Annotated in this window: 19 protein-coding genes; 9 read left to right on the forward strand and 10 right to left on the reverse strand. The window is 72.5% G+C overall.

What is annotated here, in order from left to right; all coding sequences use genetic code 11:
- Positions 1 to 35: 35 nt before the first annotated feature.
- The 8 genes from ACGFML_RS10860 to ACGFML_RS10895 form a co-directional block, all read right to left on the reverse strand.
- On the reverse strand, positions 36 to 1,016 hold the full coding sequence (locus tag ACGFML_RS10860; protein WP_393542222.1) for an N-acetylglucosamine kinase: 981 nt from the start codon (positions 1,014 to 1,016) through the stop codon (positions 36 to 38).
- On the reverse strand, positions 1,007 to 2,260 hold the full coding sequence (locus ACGFML_RS10865) for a 6-phospho-beta-glucosidase (protein ID WP_393542224.1): 1,254 nt from the start codon (positions 2,258 to 2,260) through the stop codon (positions 1,007 to 1,009). Before ACGFML_RS10865 ends, ACGFML_RS10860 begins: the two co-directional genes overlap by 10 nt.
- Before the next feature lie 9 nt (positions 2,261 to 2,269).
- Positions 2,270 to 3,175, reverse strand: coding sequence for a carbohydrate ABC transporter permease (locus ACGFML_RS10870; protein WP_393542226.1), 906 nt, complete (start codon positions 3,173 to 3,175; stop codon positions 2,270 to 2,272).
- A 6-nt stretch (positions 3,176 to 3,181) separates the two neighbouring features.
- Positions 3,182 to 4,159, reverse strand: a complete 978-nt coding sequence (locus tag ACGFML_RS10875; protein WP_393542228.1) for a carbohydrate ABC transporter permease — start codon at positions 4,157 to 4,159, stop codon at positions 3,182 to 3,184.
- 20 nt (positions 4,160 to 4,179) lie between these two features.
- The gene (locus ACGFML_RS10880; protein ID WP_393542230.1) at positions 4,180 to 5,520 is read right to left on the reverse strand and encodes an ABC transporter substrate-binding protein; all 1,341 of its coding nucleotides are present in this window, start codon (positions 5,518 to 5,520) and stop codon (positions 4,180 to 4,182) included.
- Between the two features lie 60 nt (positions 5,521 to 5,580).
- Positions 5,581 to 6,717 (reverse strand): ROK family transcriptional regulator, encoded by a 1,137-nt coding sequence (locus ACGFML_RS10885; protein ID WP_393542729.1) that lies wholly within the window; start codon positions 6,715 to 6,717, stop codon positions 5,581 to 5,583.
- A 316-nt stretch (positions 6,718 to 7,033) separates the two neighbouring features.
- Entirely contained in the window at positions 7,034 to 7,372 is a 339-nt protein-coding gene (locus ACGFML_RS10890; protein WP_393542232.1) for a hypothetical protein, read from the reverse strand.
- 221 nt (positions 7,373 to 7,593) lie between these two features.
- Entirely contained in the window at positions 7,594 to 8,679 is a 1,086-nt protein-coding gene (locus tag ACGFML_RS10895) for a mechanosensitive ion channel family protein (protein ID WP_393542234.1), read from the reverse strand.
- A 289-nt stretch (positions 8,680 to 8,968) separates the two neighbouring features.
- On the opposite strand from ACGFML_RS10895, the gene ACGFML_RS10900 reads away from it, so the two are divergent.
- Complete coding sequence (locus ACGFML_RS10900; RefSeq protein ID WP_006605595.1) at positions 8,969 to 9,505, forward strand: HNH endonuclease; 537 nt, start codon at positions 8,969 to 8,971, stop codon at positions 9,503 to 9,505.
- Between the two features lie 96 nt (positions 9,506 to 9,601).
- Here ACGFML_RS10900 and ACGFML_RS10905 read toward each other — a convergent pair whose 3' ends face one another.
- On the reverse strand, positions 9,602 to 12,574 hold the full coding sequence (locus ACGFML_RS10905; RefSeq protein ID WP_393542236.1) for a beta-N-acetylglucosaminidase domain-containing protein: 2,973 nt from the start codon (positions 12,572 to 12,574) through the stop codon (positions 9,602 to 9,604).
- Between the two features lie 466 nt (positions 12,575 to 13,040).
- Here ACGFML_RS10905 and ACGFML_RS10910 point away from each other — a divergent pair, with 466 nt between their 5' ends.
- The 8 genes from ACGFML_RS10910 to alc all read left to right on the forward strand — a co-directional run bounded on the left by ACGFML_RS10910 (position 13,041) and on the right by alc (position 22,046).
- Complete coding sequence (locus ACGFML_RS10910) at positions 13,041 to 13,310, forward strand: hypothetical protein (protein ID WP_393542238.1); 270 nt, start codon at positions 13,041 to 13,043, stop codon at positions 13,308 to 13,310.
- Between the two features lie 6 nt (positions 13,311 to 13,316).
- Positions 13,317 to 15,389 carry a 4-alpha-glucanotransferase gene (malQ, locus tag ACGFML_RS10915; protein WP_393542240.1) on the forward strand — a complete coding sequence of 691 codons (2,073 nt, stop codon included), beginning with the start codon at positions 13,317 to 13,319 and terminating at the stop codon, positions 15,387 to 15,389.
- Between the two features lie 121 nt (positions 15,390 to 15,510).
- Positions 15,511 to 17,175, forward strand: a complete 1,665-nt coding sequence (locus ACGFML_RS10920; protein WP_393542242.1) for an alpha-L-fucosidase — start codon at positions 15,511 to 15,513, stop codon at positions 17,173 to 17,175.
- A gap of 61 nt (positions 17,176 to 17,236) precedes the next feature.
- Positions 17,237 to 17,485: a hypothetical protein gene (locus ACGFML_RS10925; protein ID WP_393542244.1), complete on the forward strand. Its 249-nt coding sequence runs from the start codon at positions 17,237 to 17,239 to the stop codon at positions 17,483 to 17,485.
- A gap of 275 nt (positions 17,486 to 17,760) precedes the next feature.
- Positions 17,761 to 18,741, forward strand: coding sequence for an acyl-ACP desaturase (locus ACGFML_RS10930; RefSeq protein ID WP_393542246.1), 981 nt, complete (start codon positions 17,761 to 17,763; stop codon positions 18,739 to 18,741).
- A 134-nt stretch (positions 18,742 to 18,875) separates the two neighbouring features.
- Positions 18,876 to 19,817: a DMT family transporter gene (locus ACGFML_RS10935; RefSeq protein WP_393542248.1), complete on the forward strand. Its 942-nt coding sequence runs from the start codon at positions 18,876 to 18,878 to the stop codon at positions 19,815 to 19,817.
- 17 nt (positions 19,818 to 19,834) lie between these two features.
- Entirely contained in the window at positions 19,835 to 20,782 is a 948-nt protein-coding gene (locus ACGFML_RS10940) for a LysR substrate-binding domain-containing protein (RefSeq protein WP_393542249.1), read from the forward strand.
- 118 nt (positions 20,783 to 20,900) lie between these two features.
- The gene (gene alc / locus ACGFML_RS10945) at positions 20,901 to 22,046 is read left to right on the forward strand and encodes an allantoicase (RefSeq protein ID WP_393542250.1); all 1,146 of its coding nucleotides are present in this window, start codon (positions 20,901 to 20,903) and stop codon (positions 22,044 to 22,046) included.
- A 172-nt stretch (positions 22,047 to 22,218) separates the two neighbouring features.
- Here the strand turns inward: alc and pepN are convergent, their stop codons facing one another.
- Positions 22,219 to 24,783 carry an aminopeptidase N gene (gene pepN, locus ACGFML_RS10950; protein ID WP_393542251.1) on the reverse strand — a complete coding sequence of 855 codons (2,565 nt, stop codon included), beginning with the start codon at positions 24,781 to 24,783 and terminating at the stop codon, positions 22,219 to 22,221.
- Positions 24,784 to 24,967: the final 184 nt, after the last annotated feature.

The raw sequence follows: 24,967 nt of genomic DNA on the forward strand, positions 1-24,967 counted from the left end.
GGTAGCGGGTGGAGCCGCGGCGGTGCGGGCACCCCCTAGCCCCATACCTCCCTGAGCCGCTGGTAGGCGGCCACCGGCGCCTCGGCCCCGTCCAGTGCGTACAGCGCCGATCCCAGCACCGGCGGCGCCGTCACCACGCGGGCTACGGCCTTCGGGGCGCGCTCGGCGAGGAGTTCGGCGATCAGGTCGTGGAGCAGCGGGTGCCGGGCGGCCAGGACGCCGCCGCCGAGGACGACCGGGGTGGGCTCCGCCAGGAGGTCCAGGCGGGCCAGGGCGACCGTGGCCAGCAGGACGACCTCCTCCGCCTGGCGGGCCACGACGGCGCGGGCGACGGGGTCGCCGGCGGCGGCGACCGCGAAGAGGACCGGGGCCAGTTCGTGGCGCCGGTGGTCGGGGAGGGCATGCAGATGGAGTGCCTCGATCAGTTCCGCCATCGAGGCCAGGCCGAAGTGGGCGGGCAGCGCGTGGGCCAGCTCGCTCGTCTCGCCCCGCCCGTCCTCGGCGCGGGCCGCGCACCACAGGGCCTCGTCGGCGAGAAAGGAACCGCCGCCCCAGTCCCCGGAGAGCCGTCCGACGGACGGGAAGCGCGCGGTGGCACCGCCCCGGCCGATCCCCACGCAGTTGATGCCGGCCCCGCACACCACGGCGACCCCGATCCGCTCCCCGGCGTCCGGCAGCCCGGCCCGCAGCAGCGCGAAGGTGTCGTTGGCGACGGTCACGGAGTGCGCCCAGCCGCGGCCGGCGAGCTCCGCGGACAGGGCGGCCTCCTCGGCGGGCAGGTCGGCGTTCGCGAGATACGCCCAGACATGGTCGACCGGGCCCGTCAGCCCGGCCTGCACCAGGGCGGACGCGACGAGCGGGGCGAGGACGTCCACCGCGGGCCCGGCACCCACCACCGAAGGCTGGAAACCGCCGCCCCGAGCGGTCCCCCGTACCCTTCCGTCCGTGGTCACCAGGGCCACGTCCGTCTTGCTGTTGCCCGCGTCGATGGCGAGCGCCGTGCCGGTCAGGCCCACGTGAGGTGCTCCCGGTTGTGCGCGATCAGTTCGTCGGTGAGCCGCTCGGCGGCGGTGTACTGGCCGATGAGGGGGTGGGAGAGCAGCGCGGCGAAGACGCGGTCCCGGCCACCCTTCAGCGCCGCCTCCAGCGCCAGCTGCTCATAGGCGGTGACCTGGGCGATCAGCCCGGAATAGAGGGGCTCCAGCGGCCGCAGGGGCACCGGCGCGGCGCCTGCCCCGCCCACCGTCGCCGGTACTTCGATCACCGCGTCGTCCGGCAGGAAGGGCAGCGTGCCGTCGTTGCGGGCGTTGACGATCTGGACGTCGCCGGTGTCGCCCAGCAGCGACGACGTCAGCGCCACGGCGGCCTCGGAGTAGTAGGCGCCGCCGCGCTTGCCCAGCAGCTCCGGCTTCTCGTCCAGGGCCGGATCGGCGTACAGGTCGAGCAGCTGCCGTTCGATGGCCGCGACCTCCGCCGCCCGGGAGGGCTTGGTGCGCATCTCCCGCACCACCTCGTCGTGTTGGTAGAAGTAGCGCAGGTAGTAGGAGGGCACGACGCCCAGCCGGTCCAGCAGGGAGCGCGGCATGCGCAGATCGGCGGCGACCGCGTCGCCGTGCTTCGCCAGCAGCTCGGGCAGGACGTCCGTGCCGCCGACGCGGACGGCCCGCTCCCAGGTGAGGTGGTTGAGGCCGACGTGCTCCAGCTCGACGTCCCCGGGGCGCACGCCCAGCAGCTTCGCGAACTTCCGCTGGAAGCCGATCGCGACGTTGCACAGCCCGACGGCCTTGTGGCCGTGGCCGAGCAGGGCCCGGGTCACGATGCCGACGGGATTGGTGAAGTCCACGATCCAGGCGTCGGGGTTGCGGCGGCGTACCCGCTCGGCGATGTCGAGGACGACGGGCACCGTGCGCAGGGCCTTGGCGAGGCCGCCCGCCCCGGTGGTCTCCTGGCCGACGCAGCCGCACTCCAGCGGCCAGGTCTCGTCCTGGTTGCGGGCGGCCTGCCCGCCGACGCGCAGCTGGAGCAGCACCGCGTCGGCGCCGTCCACGCCGGCGTCGAGGTCACCGGTCCACGTGATGCGGCCCGGGTGGCCCTGCCGGGCGAAGATCCGCCGCGCCAGCCCGCCCACCAGCTCCAGCCGCTCGCCGGCCGGGTCGATCAGGACGAGTTCCGACACCGGCAGCGCATCACGCAACCGTGCGAAACCGTCGATGAGTTCGGGGGTGTAGGTCGATCCTCCGCCGATCACTGCGAGCTTCATATGTCCGAATCAGCCCTTCACTCCGGTGAGCGTGACGCCTTCGACGAAGGCTTTCTGTGCGAAGAAGAAGACGATGACGACGGGCGCCATGACCAGCAGCGTCGCGGCCATGGTGAGGTTCCAGTTGACGCTGTGGGCGGTCTTGAAGGACTCCAGGCCGTAGGAGAGCGTCCAGGCGGCGGGGTTCTGCGCGGCGTAGATCTGCGGGCCGAAGTAGTCGTTCCAGCAGGAGAAGAACTGGAAGAGGGCGACGGCGGCGATGCCCGGTCTGGACATCGGCACGACGATGCGCAGCAGGGTGCGCAGCTCGCCGCATCCGTCCACCTTGGCGGACTCGAGGTACTCCCGGGGGATGGTGAGCAGGAACTGGCGCAGCAGAAAGATGGAGTAGGCGTCGCCGAACGCCATCGGGACGATCAGCGGCCAGAGCGAGCCCGCCAGGTGCAGCTGCTGGGCCCAGACCAGGTACATCGGGATGACGACGACCTGCGGCGGCAGCATCATCGTCGAGATGACCAGGATCATCGCCGTACGGCGGCCGCGGAAGCGGAACTTGGCCAGCGCGTACGCCACCGGCACCGCCGAGCACACCGTGCACAGCGTGCCGAGCCCCGCGTACATCAGGGAGTTGCGCCACCAGTCCAGGAAGCCGGGGGTGCCGAAGACCGTGAGGTAGTTGGACCAGTTCCACTCGTGCGGCCACAGCTCGCCGCTCATCGCCTGGTCGTCGCTCATCACGGAGGTGAGGAAGACGAACAGGAAGGGGAGGACGAAGAAGAGGGCGGCGGCGATGCCCACCGCGTGGACGGCGATCCAGTGCAGTGTCCGCCGGCGCCGGGCGCGCGCCGTCGGTCCGCGGCCGCCGGGGCCCGCCGGGGTCGGTGCGGCCGGGCGGTTCAGGGTCGTGGTGGTCATACCGGATCAGTCCTCCGCCGGGAGCAGGCCGGCGCGCTTGCGCATCAGCAGGGTGGTGACGGCCATGGCGATGACGAAGAGCACGAGGGAGAGCACACACGCCGCGCCGGTGTTGAAGTTCTGGAAGCCGAGGGAGTAGACGAGCTGCGGGACGGTGAGGGTGGAGTGGTCCGGGTAGCCGGGCTGGATGACGGTGCCGGGCCCGATGGAGACGCCGGACGCGAGCTTCCCGGCGACCAGCGCCTGGGTGTAGTACTGCATGGTCTGCACGACGCCGGTGACCACCGCGAACATCACGATCGGGGTGATCGACGGCCAGGTGACGTACCGGAACCTCGCCCAGGGGCCCGCCCCGTCCAGCTCGGCGGCCTCGTACTGCTCGCGGGGGACGTCCAGCAGCGCCGCCATGAAGATCACCATCAGGTCGCCGATGCCCCACAGGGAGAGCAGGACCAGCGACGGCTTGGCCCAGTCCGCGTCGTTGAACCAGCCGGGCGCGGGGAGGCCCACCGCCCCGAGGAGCTCGTTGACGGGGCCGGTGCCGGGGTTGAGCAGAAAGACGAACGCCACCGTCGCGGCCACCGGGGGCGCCAGATACGGCAGATAGAAGGCGGTACGGAAGAGGCCGGCCCCCGACTTGATCCGGGTGACGAGCATGCCGATGCCCAGCCCGAAGACGACCCGCAGCGCGACCATCACCACGACCAGCCACAGCGTGTTCCACAGCGCGGGCCCGAACAACGGCATCTGGTCCAGCACATAGGTCCAGTTCCGCAGCCCGACGAAGTCCGGCGGCTCGATCTGGTTGTAGTGCATGAAGGAGAAATAGACGGTGGCTATCAGCGGATAGCCGAAGAAGACCGAGAAGCCGATCAGCCAGGGGGAGAGGAAGCCCAGGATCCGCAGCCGCTCACGTCGGCGTCTGCGCCGCAGTGCGGGCGCCGGTGCGGGAGTTCTGCCGGGCGCCGGTGCGGTGGTTGCCATGGCGATTCTCCGTCGTTCCGTCAGTTCTCGGACTGAAGGTTGTCGGCGTCGATCTGCGCGTCGAGTCGGCGCAGACCCCTGCCGAGATCGGGGACCTTTCCGGCCTCGACGTCGTACGAGAAGTCCTGCAGCGCGGTGATGTACTGCCCGCCGTTGGTGGAGGGCGGAATCGCCGCGCTGTGCGGGTTCTTCGCGATATCGAGAAAGGTGCGGAAGGACGGGTCGGCGTCCAGCTCCGGTGACGTCAGGGCCGCGTTCGTCGACGGCACGTTGTGGATGGCGTTGGCGAACCGCACCACCTGATCCGTGTCCGTGGTCAGGAATTTCACCAGCTCCCAGGCCGCGTTCTGGTGCCGGCTGCCGTGGGCGATGCCGGTGACCGTCCCCGTCAGATAGCCCCGCCCGTAGGTGTCCGCCCGGTCGTCCGGCACCGGCATCGGCGCCGTGCCCCAGGCGAACTTCGCCTGGGCGTCGCGCAGCATCAGCCCGCGCCATTCGCCGTCCAGATGCATTGCCAGCTTCTGCGTCAGAAAGGCGTTCTGCGACGACATCTCGTCACCGAACCGGGTACGGAACCTCTCCAGCGCGGCATATCCGCCCTGTGCGTCGACCAGCGCGCGGGTGGTGTCGAAGAATTCCCTCGTCCCCGGTTCCCTGGCCAGCGACGCCTTGCCGTGCCGGTCGAAGTAGGACGGCTCCCACTGCGCGAGGATGCGGTCCGGACCGTTCTGGTAGAGGCGGAAGTCGGGCATGAAGCCGACCCGGGTGTACGAGCCGTCCTCGGCGCGCTCGGTGAGTTTCACGGCATCGCGCTTCAACTCGGACATCGTTCGCGGTGGCCGTGCGATCCCGGCCTTCTCGAAGGCGTCCTTGTTGTAGTACAGCCCGAATGCGTCGGCGAGCAGCGGCAGTGCGCACTGCTTTCCCCGGTAACTCGTGTAGTCGAGCACCGCCTTGGGAAAGACGCGTTTCTTGTCCACCCCGGTCTTCCGCAGGAACGGATCGAGGTCCGCCCACATCCCCGACGAGCAGTACTGCCCCACATTGTTGGTGGTGAACGACGACACCACGTCCGGCGCGTCGTCGCCGCCGGCCCGCAGCGCCTGGTTCACGGTCTCGTCGGTGACATCGGAGACCGCCCGCACCGTGATGTTCGGATGCCGTTTCTCGAACCGCGCGATGCTGTCGTCGATGGCCTTCACCTCGCCCGCCTGCGACCACCCGTGCCAGAACCTGAGCGTGACCGGTTTCGTCGGGTCGTCACGGGCGCTGCCGACACTCGGATTGGCGCACCCCGAAACGAGCAGCCCGGCACCGGCCAGCGCCACGGAGAGCCGGATGCGCAGCGACCGACGGGACATGGCGGACGTCCTTTGCGAAGGGGGAGTCGGGGAAACGGCACGGGAAGGCCCGGGGCGTGGTCACCCGGTGTGGAACACCGCGTCGCGCGCCTCGGCGAGTGCCGTCCGCAGCGCGCCGACGAGAATCGGATTTCCCTCGAGATCGCTGATCCGCAGCTCCGGCCGGGGCAGCGCCAGACCGGTGAACTCCTCCTCCACCAGCACCCGCAGCTCCTCCCCGCCGGCCTGCGGGACCGCGCCGGAGAGCACCACCAGCCGCGGGTCGACCACCGCGACGACCGCGGCCAGCCCGGTGGCCAGCCGCCGGGCCGTCTCCGCCCGGACGTCGTCGCGGGCCAGCGCCTCGTCGACGGTGGTGGCCGCCGGCGCGCCGTACTCCCGCGCCAGCTCCACGATGCTGGGCGAGCCGACCAGCCGCTGGAACCCGCCCCCGGCGTCCGGTCGCGCCGCGCTGCGGTCGCCGCCGCGGGCCAGCGGCGCACCGGGCAGCGGCATGTACCCGATCTCGCCGGCGCCGCCGGTGGCACCGCGCAACAACCGGCCGCCCAGCACGATCGCGGCACCGACCCCTTCGTCGGCCCACACCAGCACGAAGTCGTCGAAGTCCTGCGCCGCCCCGTCGTGCTGCTCGGCGACGGCCGCCAGGTTCACGTCGTTCTCGATGACGATCGGCATCCCCAGCACCGCCGCCAGCTCCTCCTTGAGCCCCCGGGAGTGCCAGCCCGGCAGGTGGGGCGCGTACCGCAGCCGGCCGGTCTGCGGGTCCAGTGCGCCCGGCGTGCCGATCACCGCCCCGTGCAGCTGCTCCCGCTCCAGCCCGGCCTTGGCGAGTGCGCCGTCCACGGCCGTCGCCACCAGGTGTGCCGTCCGGTTCGGCATGCCCGGGGCGACCGCGTCCGTCCCGACCCGTTCCTCCCCGAGCACCCGGCCGGTGATGTCGGCGACCGCCGCGGTGATGCCGAGCTGGTCCACGGCCAGCGCGGCCACATGTGCCGCCACCGGGTTGATCTCGTACAACTGCGCGTTCGGGCCCGGCCGGCCGGTGACGTTCCCGGTCGTTCGGACCAGTCCGGCCGCCTCCAGCCGCGCCAGCAGCTGCGAGGCGGTCGGCTTCGACAGGCCGGTCAGTTCCCCGATCCGGGTCCGGGTCAGCGGTCCCTGGGAGGCGAGCAGATCGAGCGCGGCCCGGTCGTTCATCGCCCGCAGCACCCGCGGCGTGCCGGGTGTCCCGTGCGTTCCCTGTCCTGCTGCGGCCACGACCGTCCCCCGTCCTCCGGCGGCACCGACCACCGGGAGCATCTGTTAGGAAACCTTCCAATCGATGGACAGGAAGGTAGGTCGCCGGTCAGGGGCCCGTCAATGGTTTCGGCAGGGCGAGTTCGAGGGCGGCCCGCAATCCGGCTGCGCCGTCCCGGAACGGCAAGAGGCGCACCGGCCGGCTGCCGGTGCGCCTCCCCCCGTTCCCCCGTGGGTGACCTGGCCTCCCGGAAGGTCCGGGAGCTGGTCGGATCTCTCAGCCCTCCTGCCAGTTCACGCTGCCGACCCCGGTGCCGCCGCTGCAGGTGGCGGCGGAGGTGTCGCGGGCGCCGGGGTTGAGGGTCTTCCAGGGCCCGGTCTGGTCGGGCCACCATCCGCAGACCACGGTGGCGCGGAAGGCGATGGTGCGGTTGGTGTGGTTGGTGCAGTCGGCCGTGCCGGTGCGGCCATCGGTCGTGGTGGTGCAGCTGAGATCGTTGGTGATCCGGGCCGCCGCGGTGGCGGAGGCGGGTGCGGCGGCGGTCAGGACCACCGCGCCGCCGATCATCAGAACCGAAGCGACGGCCCCCGTGGCCACGCGATTGCGGATCGTCATGGTGAAGTCTCCTTCTCCGTCGTGCGTGTTGCTGTGTGTCGTGCGTGCCGACACCCCGGACACGGTTCGGACGGGCCTGACGTATGACAGATGGGAATGTGATCTGGATCACACTCCCCGAGGAGGTGGGGCGGCTCCGGCACGGCAACGGCCCCCGCACCGCGAGGATCGCGGTGCGGGGGCCGTCCGGTGCGGGCGGCGGGGGCCGAGCCCCGGCCCGGCTACTTCCCCAGCTTCGGAGCCTGGAGCGGCTCGGTGGCCACCGACTGCGGGGAGAGGGGGTTGTTGAGCGCCGACGGGGCGGCCACGGCGGCGGTCGCGTCGGCCGGCTCCTCCTTCTCGTCCGCGGGGGCCGGGCGCGGGGCGAGGTGGATGCCGGCGTCGTCGAGGGCGTGCTTGATGCGCCAGCGCAGCTCGCGTTCGACGCCGAGGGCCTTGCCGGGCATGGTCTTGGCCGAGACGCTGATGGTCACGGTGTCGAGATGGACCTCGCTCAGACCCAGGACCTCCACCGGCTCCCACAGCAGTTCGTTCCAGGGTTCGGCCTTGGACATCGCCTCGCCGGTGGCGGTGATGATGTCCCGGGCGCGCGTCAGGTCCTGGCCGGCGGCGATCACCACGTCCACGGCCGCCGTGGACCAGCCCTGGCTGAGGTTGCCGATCCGCTTCACCTCGCCGTTGCGGATGTACCAGATGGCGCCGTTGGGGCCGCGCAGCTTGGTGACGCGCAGGCCGACCTCGATGACCGTGCCGGTGGCCACCCCCGCGTCGATCTCGTCGCCGACGCCGTACTGGTCCTCGAGGATCATGAAGACGCCGGAGAGGAAGTCCGTGACGAGGTTGCGGGCGCCGAAACCGATCGCCACACCGGCCACACCGGCGCTCGCGAGCAGCGGCGCCAGGTTGATCTTGAGAACGGAGAGCACCGTCAGGGCGGCCGTGCCCATGATCACGAAGGAGGCGACGCTGCGCAGCACCGAGCCGATGGCCTCGGAGCGCTGGCGGCGGCGCTCGGCGTTGGCCAGCAGGCCGCCGAGCGCGGTGCCCTGGGCGGCGGCCGCCGTGCGGTTCATGCGCTCGATGAGCTTGGTGATGGTGCGGCGTATCACATGCCGCAGGACCACCGCGATCACGATGATCAGCAGGATCTGCAGGCCGGACGTGACCCACGTCCCCCAGTTCTCCTCCACCCAGCCGGCGGCGTTGGTCGCCCTCTGGGTGGCCTCGTCGAGGGAGGGGGAACCGGTTGCGCCGGGTGTCGCAGCGCTCAGGGGCGCGGTAGCGGCCGTCGAAGCGGACCAGTACACAGCAGAACCTTCCGTGTGGGGCAGCAGACCCGGGCCGCGGAGGGGGCTCCGCGAACCGGGCAGACCAACCACACTAACGGGGCAACGGGGGCGGTCCGTGCCCGTGTTCGAGTCGCAAGGGCCCCGGGACGCCCGGAAGGAGCCGATGTGGCGGGAAGTGCGGTGGTGTGGTGGAAAACACCTCCGGCCCGTTACCCGGTCATGGTGGCGCTCCGACCAGGCACCGGGGGACACTGGGGGAGATCGTCCCGGCGCGAGCCACGCGCCGCCGGCGTACAAGGAGGCACCCGTGCCGCATGTCCTGGTCCTCAACGCGTCGTACGAGCCGCTCGGCGTCGTACCGCTCCGCCGTGCGCTCATCCTCGTACTCAATGAGAAAGCCGTAAGCCTCGAGGAATCCGGCGCCCTGATGCACAGCGCAACCCACGTCATACCGGCTCCGAGTGTGGTCCGCTTGAAGCGGTTTGTGCGGGTGCCCTTTCGTGGCCCCGTGCCCCTGACCCGCCGGGCGCTGTTCGCCCGGGACGGCGGGCGTTGTATGTACTGCGGTGGCGTCGCAACCAGCGTCGACCACGTCATTCCGCGCAGCCGCGGAGGTCAGCACACGTGGGAGAACGTCGTCGCCGCCTGCCGGCGCTGCAACCACGTCAAGGCCGACCGCCATGTCGCCGAGATCGGGTGGCGGCTGCGTCACCAGCCCGCACCGCCGTCAGGACTGGCGTGGCGGATCATCGGTACGGGGCATCGTGATCCCCGCTGGCTGCCGTATTTGCAGCCGTACGGCGCGGATGACGCCCTGGCCCGGATCGACGCCGTATCGGCGTAGGACCCGGGCTTTTGCATCTGTGACGGCGGGGTTCGCGCCCCGCCGTCACGGCGCCGGCCGTCGCGGCGCGGACCCGCCGGTGCCGGCCGGCTCCGCCTACGACCCGTCGTGAGGGCCGGGCGACACCGCGTAGGCCTCCACCGACCACAGCGAGTACCCGAACCGGGTGGCGCGCCTGTCGCCCTGGACGCGGACATAGCGGGTGTCCTCGGCATCCATGCGTACGGACTCGCGGCCGCCCTTGCCGTCCCGCACGGTGGCGGCGGTGCGCCAGCTGCGGCCGTCCGCGGAGACCTGGATGCGGTAGCGGGTGGCGTAGGCGTCCTGCCAGTTCAGGACGACCTGGCCCAGGCGGGTGGGGCGGGGGAGCGCGAACTGCAGCCAGGCGCCGTCCTCGGCGGACGAGGACCAGCGGGTCGCCGGGTCGCCGTCGGTCGCCGCCGAGGCCGGGAATGCGGCGGTCTCGTCCCCGGAGGAGGTGGCCGCGGCGCCCCGCGCCAGGTCCCGGCCGCCGGCGCGCGGATAGGCCCGAACGGTCAGCCGCTGTTCCTCGCCGGCGTAGGTGACGGGGATCTCGTAGGAGCCGGAGCGGGCGCCTTGGGGGACGTCGACCCTGATCCGGACCGTGGCCGTGCCGCCGCGGGGGGCGGTGACCTCCTCCGGCGCGTGCACGGTGAAGCCCTTGGGCGCCTTGACCTCCAGTTTTTCGCGGACGTCGGCGGGGCGGCGGGAGAAGATCCGGGCGTCGACCGTCGCGGTGCCGCCGGTCTGCGCGTCCGACTCCTTGCGGGACAGCTCCAGTCCGGCCGCCGGGATGTCGCCGAACCAGGGCGTGACGGCGTGCACGGAGGGCGCCGCGGCGGTCTTCGGCCAGGACAGCCGCACCGCGTCGGCGCGCAGCCGGGGGGTCCGGGTCTCGGTCCAGCCGGTGGGGGAGAGCCCGTCCAGGCGGCGCCACCCCTCGCCGGGGACATGCGCCTCCAGCGAGACGGCGCCCGCCGACGGGCCCGGCTCGGTCAGGGTGGTGACCGCGGTGAGCGGGCGGGTCCGCCCGAAGGGGACGGTCAGCGAGGTGGGGTCGGCCCCCTCGTTGGGCTTCGGGGTGTCGCCGCGCGCGCCGGTCCAGGCGTCCGCCTCGGTCATCGACCGCTCCAGGAACGGCGTGAGCACCCCCTTGCCGACCGTCGCCGGGCTGCGCCCGGCCTCCTTGCTCAGCCGCTGCACCGTGCGCTGAGCGGCCCAGGCGGCGTCACCGTCGCCCTGGGCCTGCGCCGTCAGGGTGTCGACGGCCGCCTCGCCGGCCCGGCCGTAGCGGCCCAACTGCTCGGCCCAGGGCCGCACTTCTGTCGCCAGGTCGGAGGTGAGGTCGCGGGGCGCGGTGCTCATGGTGTGGAACGCGGCACGCAGCGCCCGGGCCGCCTTGGCGAAGTCCGCGTCCTCGCCGGGCCGACCCCGGTCGACGGCGGCCGCGCGGGCCTTCCAGAAGCGGTCCATCAGGCGCCGCAGATAGGCCGATTCGTCGCCGTCGAGGACGGAGGAGGCGTCGTTGCCGGCCAGGGCGCGCAGCGCGGCGCGGGCCCGGCGGTCGCCGCCCGCGAGGTCGTCGATGGCCGCGTCCCAGGACGCGGCCGGGCGGTAGGCGCGGGGATTCCAGGCGTAGTCGGCGGCGGTGAAGAGGGGGATGCGGGAGGCCACCGGCTGTTGCATGGCGTTGGCGAGCAGCGCGGCGGAGCCGGTGGCCACGGCCGGCTCGCGGCCCGTGTAGGGGCCGAGGAAGAGGCGGTCCTGGGCGTAGTCGTTGACCGGGTAGTTGTCCATGGTCACCAGCGGGCGACCGAACACCTGGCGGACGGTGGACAGTTCGCCGCCGGTGATGGTGCGCGGCACCACGCCGACCCCCGTCCAGGCCACCTCCACCCGGTCGCCGAGCGCCTTGGCCAGCGCCTCGCGGTAGGCCGTCGCGCCGTTCTGGTAGTACTCGGTGGGCATCACCGACAGCGGCGCGGAGTGCGGATACCGCTCGGCGAGGTGGTCGGCGAGCACCTGCGCCACCCGGGCGTGCGCCCTGGCGGCGGCCTCCGGGCCCGAGCCGAAGGCTTCCTCGTCGGCGGCGCAGTGCCACTCGCTGTAGCTGACGTCCTGGAACTGCAGCTGGAAGGAGCGCACCCCCAGCGCCCACATCGCGTCCACCTTGCGGCGCAGCGCCCGCAGGTCCGCCGCCGAGGACATGCACATCGCCTGGCCGGGCGCGACGGCCCAGCCCAGGCCGACGTGGTTGGCGCGGGCCCGCTCGGCCAGCGCCCGGAAGTCGGCGCGCTGGTCGGCCGGATAGGGCTCGCGCCACCGGGACTGGCGGTACGGGTCGTCGCCCGCTGCGTAGAGATAGCGGTTCTGCTTGGTGCGCCCCATGAAGTCGAGCTGGGCCAGCCGCTGCGCGCGGCTCCAGGGCTGCCCGAAGAAGCCCTCGGTGGTGCCCCGTACGGCCGTGCCGGGCCAGTCCCGCACGGCGACCGACGCCAGCTGGTGCCCGCCGTCCGGTCCTTCGGTGACGAGCTGCCGCAGCGTCTGCGCGGCGTGGAAGAGGCCGTCCGGTCCGACGCCGTCCAGCGCGGCCGTGTCACGGCCGGCGACCTTGCCGACGGCGAGGCGGTAGCCGCCGGCGGGCAGATCGCCGCGGGCGGGGGCCTTGAGCGCGCGCAGCGCGTCCGCGGCCGGCTTCCCGCCGGCCTTGATCACCGGCCCGGCCGAGGGCAGCCGGTCACCGGGTGCGACCTCGTGGACCGTGCGCACCCCGGCGTCCCGCAGCAGGCCGCGCACCACGTCCAGGGCGTACGGATCGGCGTCCGGCGCCGCCACCAGCGTCGCCTCGCGGCCGAGCGGTACGGCGGCGGACAGCTCCCGCATCGACTGGGGGCGCGGCCACACGGCGGGTGCCTCGCCCGCGTCCGCCGGCCGGTCCGGCTGGTCGGGCGTGCCGATGGACGGGTCCGCGGGCGCCGCCTGGGCGCTGGGCATCCCGCCGAGCAGTCCGGAGATCACCGCCGCGGCCAGCGCGGTGGTGCCTGCCACGCGCGCGCGGGCGCCCGCGCCGTTTCCGCTGCCCCTACCGATTTTTCCGACGCCCCATACGCCCCGGACCCGCACGGCCACCCCTCGTCCCCGTCATCTGCTCGCCGGTTCGCACCGGCCCCCCTGTGTGCCGCCGGTGCCCGCTCGGACAGACCTTCGGCCGTGAGCCCACCATTGTGGCGGTAAGGGTGTCAACCGTGCGAAGGCGGGTGTGCCACGGGAGGCGGCGCGTCGTTCTCCGCCCCTCGGTGGGCGGTCCGGCCGGTCGGTCGGACCGCTCCGCCCGCAGAACTTCCGCCCCGATACCCGGTTTGTCAGGACTCCCTGCGTCACCCGAACGCCCCAGCCGTGAAATCGCCTGCGCGTGCGCTGTGACGTGAGCCACGTTTAGGGTGGAAAAGCGTCTGCACTCGTGTCGAGTGGGTAGGGCAAGACCTGTCCCATTACCGATGAACGGGAGGCCCTCGTGGCCGCATCCGCTCAGCTCCTGCTTGATGCGCTCTCCGTCAAACCGGACGGCGCTCCGATGGAACCCGACCTTTTCGACGGCGTCTCCGGCCCCGACTCGGGCCTGGACGGCTCCGGATCCTTCAGCTTCGCCGAGCCGCCGCTCACCAGCGAGCCGCCGCTCTCCGACGCCGCGCCGCTGACCAGCGAGGTCCCGATCTCCGCCGAGCTGCCGCTGACCAGCGAGCCGACGGCCACCGGTCTGGGCACGGAGTCCATGGAGGTCTGAGGACCCGTGGGCCGCGCGCGGCTCGCCCGGCTGCACGGCATCGACACGTGCTACGAACCCTCGCCGGGCCGAATGCACCACATCGGCGACGACACCGTTGTCGCCGTGCTCGCCGCCTTAGGGGTCGACGCCTCGACGCCCGATGCCGTACGCGCCGCCCTGGCCGCGTACGAGGACAGAGCGGGCCGCAGCCTGCTCCCCGGCACCGTCGTCGCCCGCCCCGGCAGGCCACCGGACTTCCGCGGCCTGCCCGAGGGAACCGGCCTGCGGGTCACCACCGAGGACGGCCACGCCACCGAGATCGCGCCCGGGCCGCCCCTCGCCGGTCTGCCGCTGGGCATCCACACCCTTGACGCCCGGGCCCCCGACGGCCGCGCCGGCCGCGCCCGGCTGATCGTCGCCCCCGACCGGGTCCCCGCCCCGCCCGGCCGCAGCCACGGCTTCATGGTCCAGCTCTACTCCCTGCTCTCCGGCCGGTCCTGGGGCATGGGTGACCTCGGCGACCTCGCCGACCTCGCCGCCTGGTCGGGACGCTCCCTGGGCACCGGCTTCGTCCAGCTCAATCCGCTGCACGCGGCCGTCCCCGGCCCGCCCACGGACCCGTCCCCCTACCGCCCCTCCTCGCGCCGCTTCCCCGACCCGGTCCACCTGCGGATCGAGCAGGTACCGGAGTACGCCCACCTCCACGGCACCGCGCGGCTGCGGGCCGACGAGCTGGCCGCACGCGCCGGGGTGCTGCGCGCGGACGTCCTGGAGCGCGGCGCGCTGATCGACCGGGACGCGGTCTGGGAGCTGAAGCGGGAGGCCCTGGAGCTGCTGTGCGCGGTGCCGCTCTCCCCGGGGCGCCGCGCCGCCTACTGCGACTTCCTCGCCGAAGCGGGCGCGCCCCTGGAGGACCACGCCACCTGGTGCGCCTTCGCCGAGTTGCACGGCCCCGACTGGCGGGCCTGGCCCGCCGGGCTCCGCGACCCCCGCGCACCGGGCACGGCCCGGCTGCGCGCCCGTCTGATGGACCGGATCGACTTCCACTGCCGTCTGGCCTGGCTCACCGACCAGCAGCTGGCGGCCGCGCAGGGGGCGGCGCGGGATGCCGGGATGGGCATCGGCCTGGTCCACGACCTGGCCGTCGGCGTCCACCCCTCCGGATCCGACACCTGGGCGCAGCAGGACGCCTTCGCCGCCGGCATGTCCATCGGTGCGCCGCCCGACGCCTTCAACGCCCACGGCCAGGACTGGGGCCTGCCGCCCTGGCGCCCCGATGCGCTCGCCGCCACCGGCTACGCCCCGTACCGCGATCTGCTGCGCGGCCTGCTGCGGCATGCCGGAGCGCTGCGCATCGACCATGTGATGGGCCTGTTCCGGCTGTGGTGGGTTCCGCAGGGCCGCCCGCCGACGGAGGGCGCCTACGTCCGCTACGACGGCGAGGCGATGCTGTCCCTGCTGGCCCTGGAGGCGCATCGGGCGGGCGCCGCGGTGATCGGCGAGGACCTGGGGACGGTCGAGCCGGGGGTACGTGACGCGCTCGCCGAGCGCGGGGTGCTGGGCACGTCGGTGCTCTGGTTCGAGCGGTCCTACGCCGACGGCGCCGACGACGCCTCCGGTCCCCGCATCCTGGCTCCCGGGGAGTGGCGCGGCGACTGCCTGGCCACCGTCACCACCCACGACCTGCCGACCACCGCCGCCCGGCTGACCGGCGAGGACGTCGCGCTGCGCGAGCGCCTGGGGCTGCTCGCGGGGCCGCCGGAGCGTGAGCGCTCCCGCGCCCGCAACGAACTCGCCGAATGGCTGGGCGAGTTGACGCGCCGAGGTCTGCTGCCCGAGGGCGCGGACGACGAGGAGGCCGCGATCAGGGCCGCGCACCGCTTCCTGCTGCGCACCCCGGCGCGACTGATCGGGGTGTGGCTGCCGGACGCGGTGGGGGACCGCCGACCGCAGAATCTCCCGGGTACATGGGATGAATACCCGAACTGGCGCCTCCCCATCGCCGGCCCCGAAGGCCGCCCCCGGACCTTCGAAGAGCTGGCCGCATCGCCCCGACTGTACGCATTGATGCGGGAATTGTCCGACGGGATCCGCTGAGACCGGCTACCGCACACACCCTTCCGGTACGCCGTACCGTCCGGCACCATGCCCTGGACGCCACCCAGACATCCGACCAATGACGTGATGCATTGTCATGGCCGGCGAGTTGGAGGGAACCATGGCACTCCGCAGCACCCGCCGGACGCTGTGCGCGCTCGCGCTCACCGTGGCCGCCGCGCTCGTTCCCGCCCCGTCCGCCCCGGCCCGGTCCTCGTCGGCCGCCGGCCCCTGCGACGGGCCGGTACGCCCCGCCTCCCAGATGACGATCGAACCCTGCGACAGCCCGGCCCGCGTCATCGAGAAGGCCGCCCACACCATCCCCACCGAGGGGCAGCTCGCCTGGCAGCAGCGGGAGGTGACGGCCTTCACGCACTTCGGCATGAACACCTTCACCGGCCGCGAATGGGGCTCCGGCGCCGAGGACGAGAAGCTCTTCGCGCCGTCGCGCATCGATGTGGACCAGTGGATGCGCGCGTACCGGGCGGCCGGCGCCGAGCAGGTCATGCTCACCGCCAAGCACCACGACGGCTTCGTCCTCTATCCCAGCCGGTACTCGCCCCACACGGTTAAGGCCGGCCCGGGCCGCCCCGATGTCGTCGGCGCCTATGTCAGGGCCGCCCGCCGGGCCGGGCTCAAGGTCGGCATCTACCTCTCGCCCTCCGACGGCGCCGAACTCCCGCACGCCTGGCACGCACGCTGGGTCGAGGAGATCCGGAAGAAACAGCAGGAGGGCAAGCCGCTCAGCCTGCCCGAACGCGTCGCCCTGGAGGACGGTGACCGCGCCCCCCGCGGCCTGGGCCGCTTCGGCAACGGCAGCAGGGCCACCGAGCGCACCATTCCCACCCTCGTCCCCGGCGACGACCGCGCCGCCGCCCTCCGCGCGGGCAGGCTGCCGGTATTCCACGTCCGCGCGGACGACTACGACGCGTACTACCTCAACCAGATCTACGAGCTGTTCACCCAGTACGGCCCCATCGACGAGCTGTGGCTGGACGGCGCGAACCCCTGGACGGACTCCGGCATCACCCAGAAGTACGACGTCGCCCAGTGGTTCCGGATGGTGCACCGGCTCTCCCCGGGCACCGTGGTCTTCGGCGGGCCCCAGGGCGTGCGCTGGGTCGGCAACGAGAACGGCGTCGCGCGCGAGACGGAGTGGAGCGTGACGCCCTCCGCCCAGGACCCGTGGACCGTGATGGCCGGCGGCCTGCCCCACGACTCCACCGATCCCGACATCGGCTCCCGCGCCAAGCTGCTCGCGCCCACCACCGAGTACCTGCAGTGGTATCCGGCGGAGGCCGATGTCTCGCTCCGCCCCGGCTGGTTCCACCACCCCGGCGAACGCCCCAAGTCGCCCGCCCGGCTCATGGACCTCTATGAGCGGAGCGTGGGCCGCAACGCCTCGCTGCTGCTGAACGTCCCACCGGCCAAGGACGGCCGGATCGCCGCAGCGGACGTCGCCTCGCTCACCGCCTTCGGGACCGCCGTGCGTGAGACCTACGGCACGGACCTGCGGACGGCCGGGCCGGGGCCCTGGACCTTCGACCGGGTCGCTCTGGCCGAGGACCTCCGGTACGGGCAGCGGGTCGAGCGGTTCACCGTCCGGGCGCGGGCGGGCGGGACGTGGCGGACGCTCGCGCGGGGCACCACCATCGGGCACCGGCGGATCCTGGCGCTGCCCGGCCCGGTGACCGCGGACGCGGTGCGGGTCACCGTCCAACAGGCTCGGGGGCGGGTGCACCTGAGGCCGGTGACGCTGCACCGCGGCGGGCGCCCGGCGCGCTGAGCGGGGCGCCGGGCGCCACCCCGGGCGCGCGGGGCGGCGGGGCGTCCGATACGTTGAGTGCGTGAGCAACAAGGTCAAGAAGAACGTCCTGCGCGCCGGAACCGTCACGGCCGGCACCGCGCTGATGCTGCTGATGTCGTCCCCCGCGTTTGCGCTCACCCGCGACGACGGTGACGACCCGGGTCCGGGCCTGAGCGTGATCCAGACGCTCGGCCTCTATGTCGCTGCTCCCATCGTGCTCTTCCTGATCATCGCCGGTCTGGTCATGGCCGGCGACCGGCCCGGCAAGCAGGCCGACTCCGAGGGCTGACGCCCCGGGCCCGCCACGGCCCCCCGCAACGTCTCCGAGGGCGCCCACCGGTTCATCCGAACCGGTGGGCGCCCTTTGTCGTACCTGACGCGAAACCCCCGTCCGACGACGTTTTCGCAGGTGAAAAAGAGGTTGCGCGGACGGTATCGAGTGGCTTTCAGGTGATTTGGGAGGGGGGAGGTGTTTAACCGGACCCAACCTACGATGACGTAACCTACGGCCCCGTAGGTCATTCCTACGGTCCCGTAGGTTTCGTCGTCCCCCGGAGTTCCCCCGTGACCATCGCCCCCGCCCGCCACAACGGAGAGCGCGGCCAGGCCGCCTGGACCGACGCCCAGCTCCTCTACGCGCTCGAAGAGGTCGTCGAGAAGGAGCTCAACCGGCATCTGAAGGTCGCCAAGGAATGGATGCCGCACGAGTACGTGCCCTGGAGCGACGGGCGGAACTTCGACGGGGTCATGGGTGGCGAGCCCTGGGCCCCCGAGCAGTCCAAGGTCACCGACATCGGCCGGATCGCCCTGGTGGTCAACCTCCTCACCGAGGACAACCTCCCCAGCTACCACCACGAGATCGCCACCCTCTTCGGCCGCGACGGCGCCTGGGGCACCTGGGTGCACCGCTGGACCGCGGAGGAGGGTCGGCACGGCATCGTGATGCGCGACTACCTGCTCACCAGCCGTGCCGTGGACCCCGTCGAGCTGGAGCGGTTCCGGATGGCCCACATGTCGGAGGGCTTCGAGTCCGACAACTCCCACAGCATGCTGCACTCCGTGGCGTACGTCGCCTTCCAGGAGCTGGCCACCCGCATCTCCCACCGCAACACCGGCCACCACTCCGGCGACCCCGTCTGCGACCGGATGCTCGCCCGGATCGCCACCGACGAGAACCTGCACATGGTCTTCTACCGCAATCTGCTCGGCGCGGCCTTCGAGATGGCCCCCGACCAGACCATGTCCGCCGTACGGGACGTCGTCACCGGCTTCCGGATGCCCGGCCACGGCATGCCCGGCTTCGAGCGGGCCGCCGCCCGGATGGCCATCGGCGGCATCTACAACCTGCGCATCCACCACGACGATGTGCTCCAGCCCGTGCTGCGCTTCCTCAAGGTGCTGGAGATCGGCGGACTCGGCCCCGCCGGGCTGCGCGCGCAGGAGGAGCTCGGGCTGTACATGAACGGCCTGGACGGCCAGGCGCGGAAGTTCGACGAGCGGCAGGAGGCCATCCGGGCCCGTCGGGCGGCCAAGAAGGCGTCGTGACCCGCGGATCGGCTGAACCGCGGAACCGGCCAATCGTTCAGTTCTACTGAATGAATCAGGCGTAATTATTCGATGGACCTGATGATTGCCGGACTGTCACGGTGGACCTCCCACCACCGAACGGAGAGGAAACCGTGGCAATCCTGGAGAGGGTCCGCACGCGTCGCGCCGTGCCGACGGAGGGCGGGCGCACCCCGTCCGCACCGGCAGCCGGCCTGGTGCTCGCCCTGACGGCGACCGTCATCTGGTCCGGCAACTTCGTCATCGCCCGCGCCCTGCACGACACCGTGCCGCCCGTGCAGACCGCGTTCTGGCGCTGGATCATCGCGCTGCTGGCGGTGGCCCCGCTCGCCCTCGGGCAGGTCCGCCGCCAGTGGCCGGTCATCCGCCGGCACCTCGGCTTCCTGGCAGTGGCCGCGCTGCTCGGCGTCACCCTCTTCAACACCCTCATCTACCAGGCGGGCCGCAGCACCTCGGCCACCAACATGGCCATGATCGCCGCCGCCTCGCCGGCCATGATCGCCCTGTTCGCCCGGGGCGGGGAGAAGCTCGGTGGGCGGCGGACCGTCGGCATGGTGATCGCGCTGGCGGGAGTGGTGACGCTGGTCGGCAAGGGTTCGCCGGCCGCGGTACTGCGCCTCGACCTCGCCCCCGGGGACCTGTGGATGGTGGCCGCCACCGCCGCCTTCGCCGGCTACAGCGCGCTGCTGCGCCGCCGCCCCGACGGGATCGGCGGCCTGGCGTTCCTCTTCATGACCTTCGCCCTCGGGGCGGCCCTGCTGGCCCCCGCCTACGGCGTCAGCCTCGCCGTCCAGGGCGGCTTCGAGCCGACCGCCGGCACCGTCGGACCCCTGCTGTACATCGGCATCCTCTCCTCCGCCGTCGCCTACTTCACCTGGAACAAGGCCATCGCCCTGGTCGGCGCCACCCGCGCCGGGGTCGTCTACTACCTCCAGCCGGTCTGCGTCGCCCTGCTGTCCCTCGCGGTCCTCGGCGAAGCCGTCGGCGTCACCCAGGTGGCGTGCATGGCCGCGATCATCGCGGGCGTCGCGCTCGGCGCCGGGAGCAGACGCTGACTGCGTACGCTGCCCGCATGGCCGACTGGGACATCAAGAAGCTGCGCATCCTGCGCACCCTGCAAGAGCTGGGCACGGTCACCGCGACCGCCGAGGCGCTGCACATGACGCCCTCGGCGGTCTCCCAGCAGCTGACCGGGCTGGCCCGGCAGCTCGGGGTCACGCTCCTGGAGGCCCACGGCCGGCGGGTCCGGCTGACGGATGCCGCGCAGCTGGTGCTGCGGCACGCCGAGGCGGTCTTCGCCCAGCTCGAGCGGGCGGACGCGGAACTGCTCGGCTACCTCCAGGGCGAGGCCGGGCAGGTGCGGGTCGGCGCGTTCTCCACCGCCATCCCCGCCCTGGTGGTGCCCGCCGTGCAGGAGCTGCGCCGGACACATCCGGGCCTGTCGGTCGCCGTACGGGAGACGGAGGCGGAGGCCGCGTACGAGCTGCTCGCGGAGGGCAGTGTCGATCTCGCGCTGTCGCTGGCCGCGCACGCCCCCACGCCGCGCGACCCCAAGTTCAGCCGGGTCTCGCTGCTCGCCGACCCCCTGGACGTGGCGCTGCCGGCCGGCCATCCGCTGGCCGCGGAGCCGGGGCTGCGGCTGGCCGATCTCGCGGGCGAGCCCTGGATCTTCGGCAGCAGCGGCCCCTGGTCGCAGATCACCACCACCGCGTGCGAGAGCGCCGGCTTCGTGCCGGAGCAGGCGCATGCGGCCGCGGACTGGGGCGCGATCCTGGCGATGGTCGCGGCCGGGATGGGGGTGGCGCTGGTGCCCCGGATGGCGATGGCCGGCGGCCGCGGGGAGCGGGGCGGCGCCGGGGTCGCCCTGCGGGTGCTCCACGCCGACCAGCCGCGCCGCCACGTGGTGGCGGCGGCCCGTCGCGGCTCCGAGGGGGCGCCGGGCCTGGCCCGGGTGCTGGCCGCGCTCCGGCAGGCGGCGGAATCCCAGGCGCCCGGGGAATCGCCGCGGCATCCCGGCTGAAACCCCAAAACCGTTCAGCTCTACTGAACGTAACTGTCAAATACTTTCGATGGACCTGAGGGTTCCGCCTCTGCGACCGTAGAACGGTCCGCACCTCCCTCCCCACCGAAGGGCAACGATGACCGTCACCCCGGCCGCCGACTCCACCGATCCGCACGCCAACGACGCCAACCCGTACGGTGGCGGAGACCCCTACGCCGACTACCGAGGCGGGGACTTCCCCTTCACCTCGCTCGTCGATCTCGCCGACCGCCGCTTCGGCGCCGGTGTGATCGCCGCGAACGACGAGTTCTTCGCCGAGCGCGAGAACCTGCTGAAGTCCACGCCGGCGGTCTTCGACCCCGAGCACTTCGGCCACAAGGGCAAGATCATGGACGGCTGGGAGACCCGGCGCCGCCGCGGCGCCGACGGCGAGCACCCCTTCCCGACCGACGACGAGCACGACTGGGCGCTGATCCGCCTCGCCGCCCCCGGTGTGATCCGCGGCGTCGTCGTCGACACCGCCCACTTCCGCGGCAACTACCCCCAACAGGTCACCGTCGAGGCCACCTCGCTGCCCGGCAGCCCCAGCCCCGAGGATCTGCTCGCCGACGGGGTGAAGTGGGAGGAGCTGGTACCGCGCACGCCGGTACGCGGCCACGCCGCCAACGGCTTCGAGGTCACCGCCGAACGCCGCTTCACCCACCTGCGCCTCAAGCAGCACCCCGACGGCGGCATAGCCCGCCTCCGGGTCCACGGCGAGGTCGTGCCGGACCCGGAGTGGCTCGATGTGCTCGGCACCCTCGACCTGGCCTCGGTGATGAACGGCGGCACCGTCGAGGACGCCTCCGACCGCTTCTACTCCTCGCCCACCCAGATCATCCAGCCCGACCTGTCCCGCAAGATGGACGACGGCTGGGAGAACCGCCGCCGCCGCGTCAAGAACACCAACGACTGGGTCCGCTTCCGCCTCGCCGCGCAGGGCGAGATCCGCGCCGTCGAGATCGACACCGCGTACCTCAAGGGCAATTCGGCCGGCTGGGCGGCTCTGTACGGCTGCGACGGCGACCCGTCCGACGAGTCCGCCTGGTTCCCGATCGTCCCGAGGACGAAGCTCCAGCCCGACACCCCGCACCGCTTCACGCTGCCGGAGACGGTCACCGCCACCCACGTACGGCTCGACGTCTTCCCGGACGGCGGCCTCGCCCGGATGCGCGTGCACGGCAGCCTCACCGAAGCCGGCCGCGCCGCGCTCGGCCGCCGCTTCGACGAGCTCAACGGCTAGGGGACACCCCCAGCAGGCACGCGCTCTTTCGCCGGGCCCCGAGGAGGGGAGGGGCCCGGCGAACCACGATCCGCCCGGCGGACGGCAACGCGACTGGCGCCCGTCCGCCGGGCGACACCATGTGCGGCGGGGAGGGGGCCGGCGCCGCCGGGCCCCTCCCCACGCGCGGCGGTCAGGCCGCCGCGTCCGCCGCCTGCGCCTTCAGCGCCCGCTCGACACCGGACCGGGACTCGGTCACCAGTCGGCGCAGGGCCGCGCTCGGCTGCGCCGAGGCCAGCCAGGCGTCCGTGGCGTCCAGGGTCTCCTGGGAGACCTGGAGCGTCGGGTAGAGCCCGACCGCGATCTGCTGGGCCATCTCGTGGCTGCGCGAGTCCCACACCCGCTTCACCGCGTCGAAGTACCGCGCGGTGTACGGCGCCAGCAGCTCCCGCTGGTCGGTCTGGACGAAGCCGCCGATGACGGCCTCCTGCACGGCGTTGGGGAGCGTGTCGGAGTCGACCACCGACGCCCATGCCTCGGCCTTGGCCTCGTCCGTCGGCCGGGCCGCGCGGGCCGTCGCCGCATGCCGCTCGCCCGCGGAGGTGCGGTCGCGCTCCAGCTCGGCCGCGATGGCCTTCTCGTCGGCGCGCCCGGTGGCCGCCAGACGCTGCAGCAGCAACCACCGCAGCTCGGTGTCCACCGCCAGCCCCGCCAGCGTCTCGGTGCCGTCCAGCAGACCCTGCAGCAGGTCGAGCTGGTCGCCGGTACGCGCCGAGACGGCGAACGCGCGGGCCCACGCCAGCTGGTGGTCGCTGCCCGGCTCGGCCGCCCGCAGCTGCTCGAGGGCCGCGTCGGTCCACTGCGCCAGGCCCGTCGCACGCCACTCGGGGGCCGCGTACAGGTCCAGCGCCAGCCGCACCTGACGGTGCAGCGACTGGACGACGCCGATGTCCGACTCCTTGCCGATACCGGACAGCACCAGCGACAGGTAGTCGCGGGTGGCCAGTTCGCCGTCCCGGGTCATGTCCCAGGCCGAGGCCCAGGACAGGGCGCGCGGCAGGGACTCGGTGAAGTCGCCGAGGTGCTCGGTGACGACCTTCAGGGACTCCTCGTCCAGGCGGACCTTCGCGTAGGTGAGGTCGTCGTCGTTGAGGAGGATCACGGCCGGGCGGGGCTTGCCCACCAGCTGTGGTACGGCGGTCAGTTCGCCGTCCACATCCAGTTCGATCCGCTCGGTGCGGACCAGCCTGCCGTCCCGCAGCTCGTACGCGCCGACGGCGATCCGGTGCGGCCGCAGCACGGGCTCGCCCTTGGCGCCGGACGGCAGCGCCGGGGCCTCCTGCCGGACGGCGAAGGAGGTGACGACGCCGCTCGCGTCCACCTCGATCTCCGGCCGCAGGATGTTGATCCCGGCCGTCTCCAGCCACTTCTTCGACCAGGTCTTCAGATCCCGCCCACTGGTCTCCTCCAGCGCGCCGAGCAGGTCCGAGAGCCGGGTGTTGCCGAAGGCGTGCGCCTTGAAGTAGGACTGCACGCCCTTGAAGAACTCGTCCATGCCGACGTACGCGACCAGCTGCTTGAGGACCGAGGCCCCCTTGGCGTACGTGATGCCGTCGAAGTTGACCAGGACGTCGTCGAGGTCGTTGATCTCGGCCATGATCGGGTGGGTGGACGGCAGCTGGTCCTGACGGTAGGCCCAGGTCTTCATGGAGTTGGCGAACGTCGTCCACGAGTGGGGCCACCTCGAGCCCGGCGCGTAGGCCTGGCAGGCGATCGAGGTGTAGGTGGCGAACGACTCGTTCAGCCACAGGTCGTTCCACCACTCCATGGTGACCAGGTCGCCGAACCACATGTGCGCCAGTTCGTGCAGGATCGTCTCCGCGCGCACCTCGTACGCGGCGTCCGTCACCTTCGATCGGAAGACGTACTGGTCGCGGATGGTCACCGCGCCCGCGTTCTCCATCGCACCGGCGTTGAACTCCGGCACGAAGAGCTGGTCGTACTTCGCGAACGGGTAGGCGTAGTCGAACTTCTCCTCGAACCAGGCGAAGCCCTGCCGGGTGACCGCGAAGATCTCCTCGGCGTCCAGGTGCTCGGCCAGCGAGGGCCGGCAGTAGATGCCCAGCGGCACCGTCCGCCCGTCCGCCTCGTACGTACTGTGCACGCTGTGGTACGGGCCGACGATCAGCGCGGTGATGTACGTCGAGATACGCGGAGTGGGCGCGAAGCGCCGGACATTGCCGCTCGGCTCCGGCGTCGGGGAATTGGAGATCACCGTCCAGCCCTCCGGGGCCTTCACGGTGAACTGGAAGGTCGCCTTGAGATCCGGCTGCTCGAAGGAGGCGAACACCCGCCGGGCGTCCGGCACCTCGAACTGTGTGTAGAGATAAGCCTGTTGGTCCACCGGGTCGACGAACCGGTGCAACCCCTCACCGGTGTTGGTGTAGGCGCAGTCCGCCACGACCGTCAGTTCGTTGCGGCCGGCCCGCAGGCCCGCCAGCGCGATCCGCGAATCCTTGAACACCGCGGCCGCGTCCAGCGCCTCGCCGTTGAGCACGATCTCGTGCACGGCCGGCGCGACCAGGTCGATGAAGGTCTCCGCGCCCGCCTCGGCCGCGTCGAAGCGAACCGTCGTCGCGGAGCGGTACGTGCCGCCCTCCTGCGCACCGGAGAGGTCGAGGTCGATCTCGTAAGCGTCCACGCTCAGCAGCCGTGCCCGCTGCTGTGCTTCGTCGCGGGTCAGATTCGTGCCAGGCACCCGGCCATCTCCTTCGCATTCGTCATCGCATCGGACTCTTCGGCCATCCTTCCACGCGGCCGGACACGCCGGGCGGACGGAGCCGCGGACGCGCTCCGACGTGCTCCGGGCCGCCGTCCGGTGGCCCGGACAAGCCGTCGATCATGACGTCCGAATCCCGCCAGCGAAGGCTCCGCGAAAGTCG

The organism is Streptomyces sp. NPDC048650 (genome assembly GCF_043199095.1).
In the GTDB taxonomy this organism is placed as follows: Bacteria; Actinomycetota; Actinomycetes; order Streptomycetales; family Streptomycetaceae; genus Streptomyces.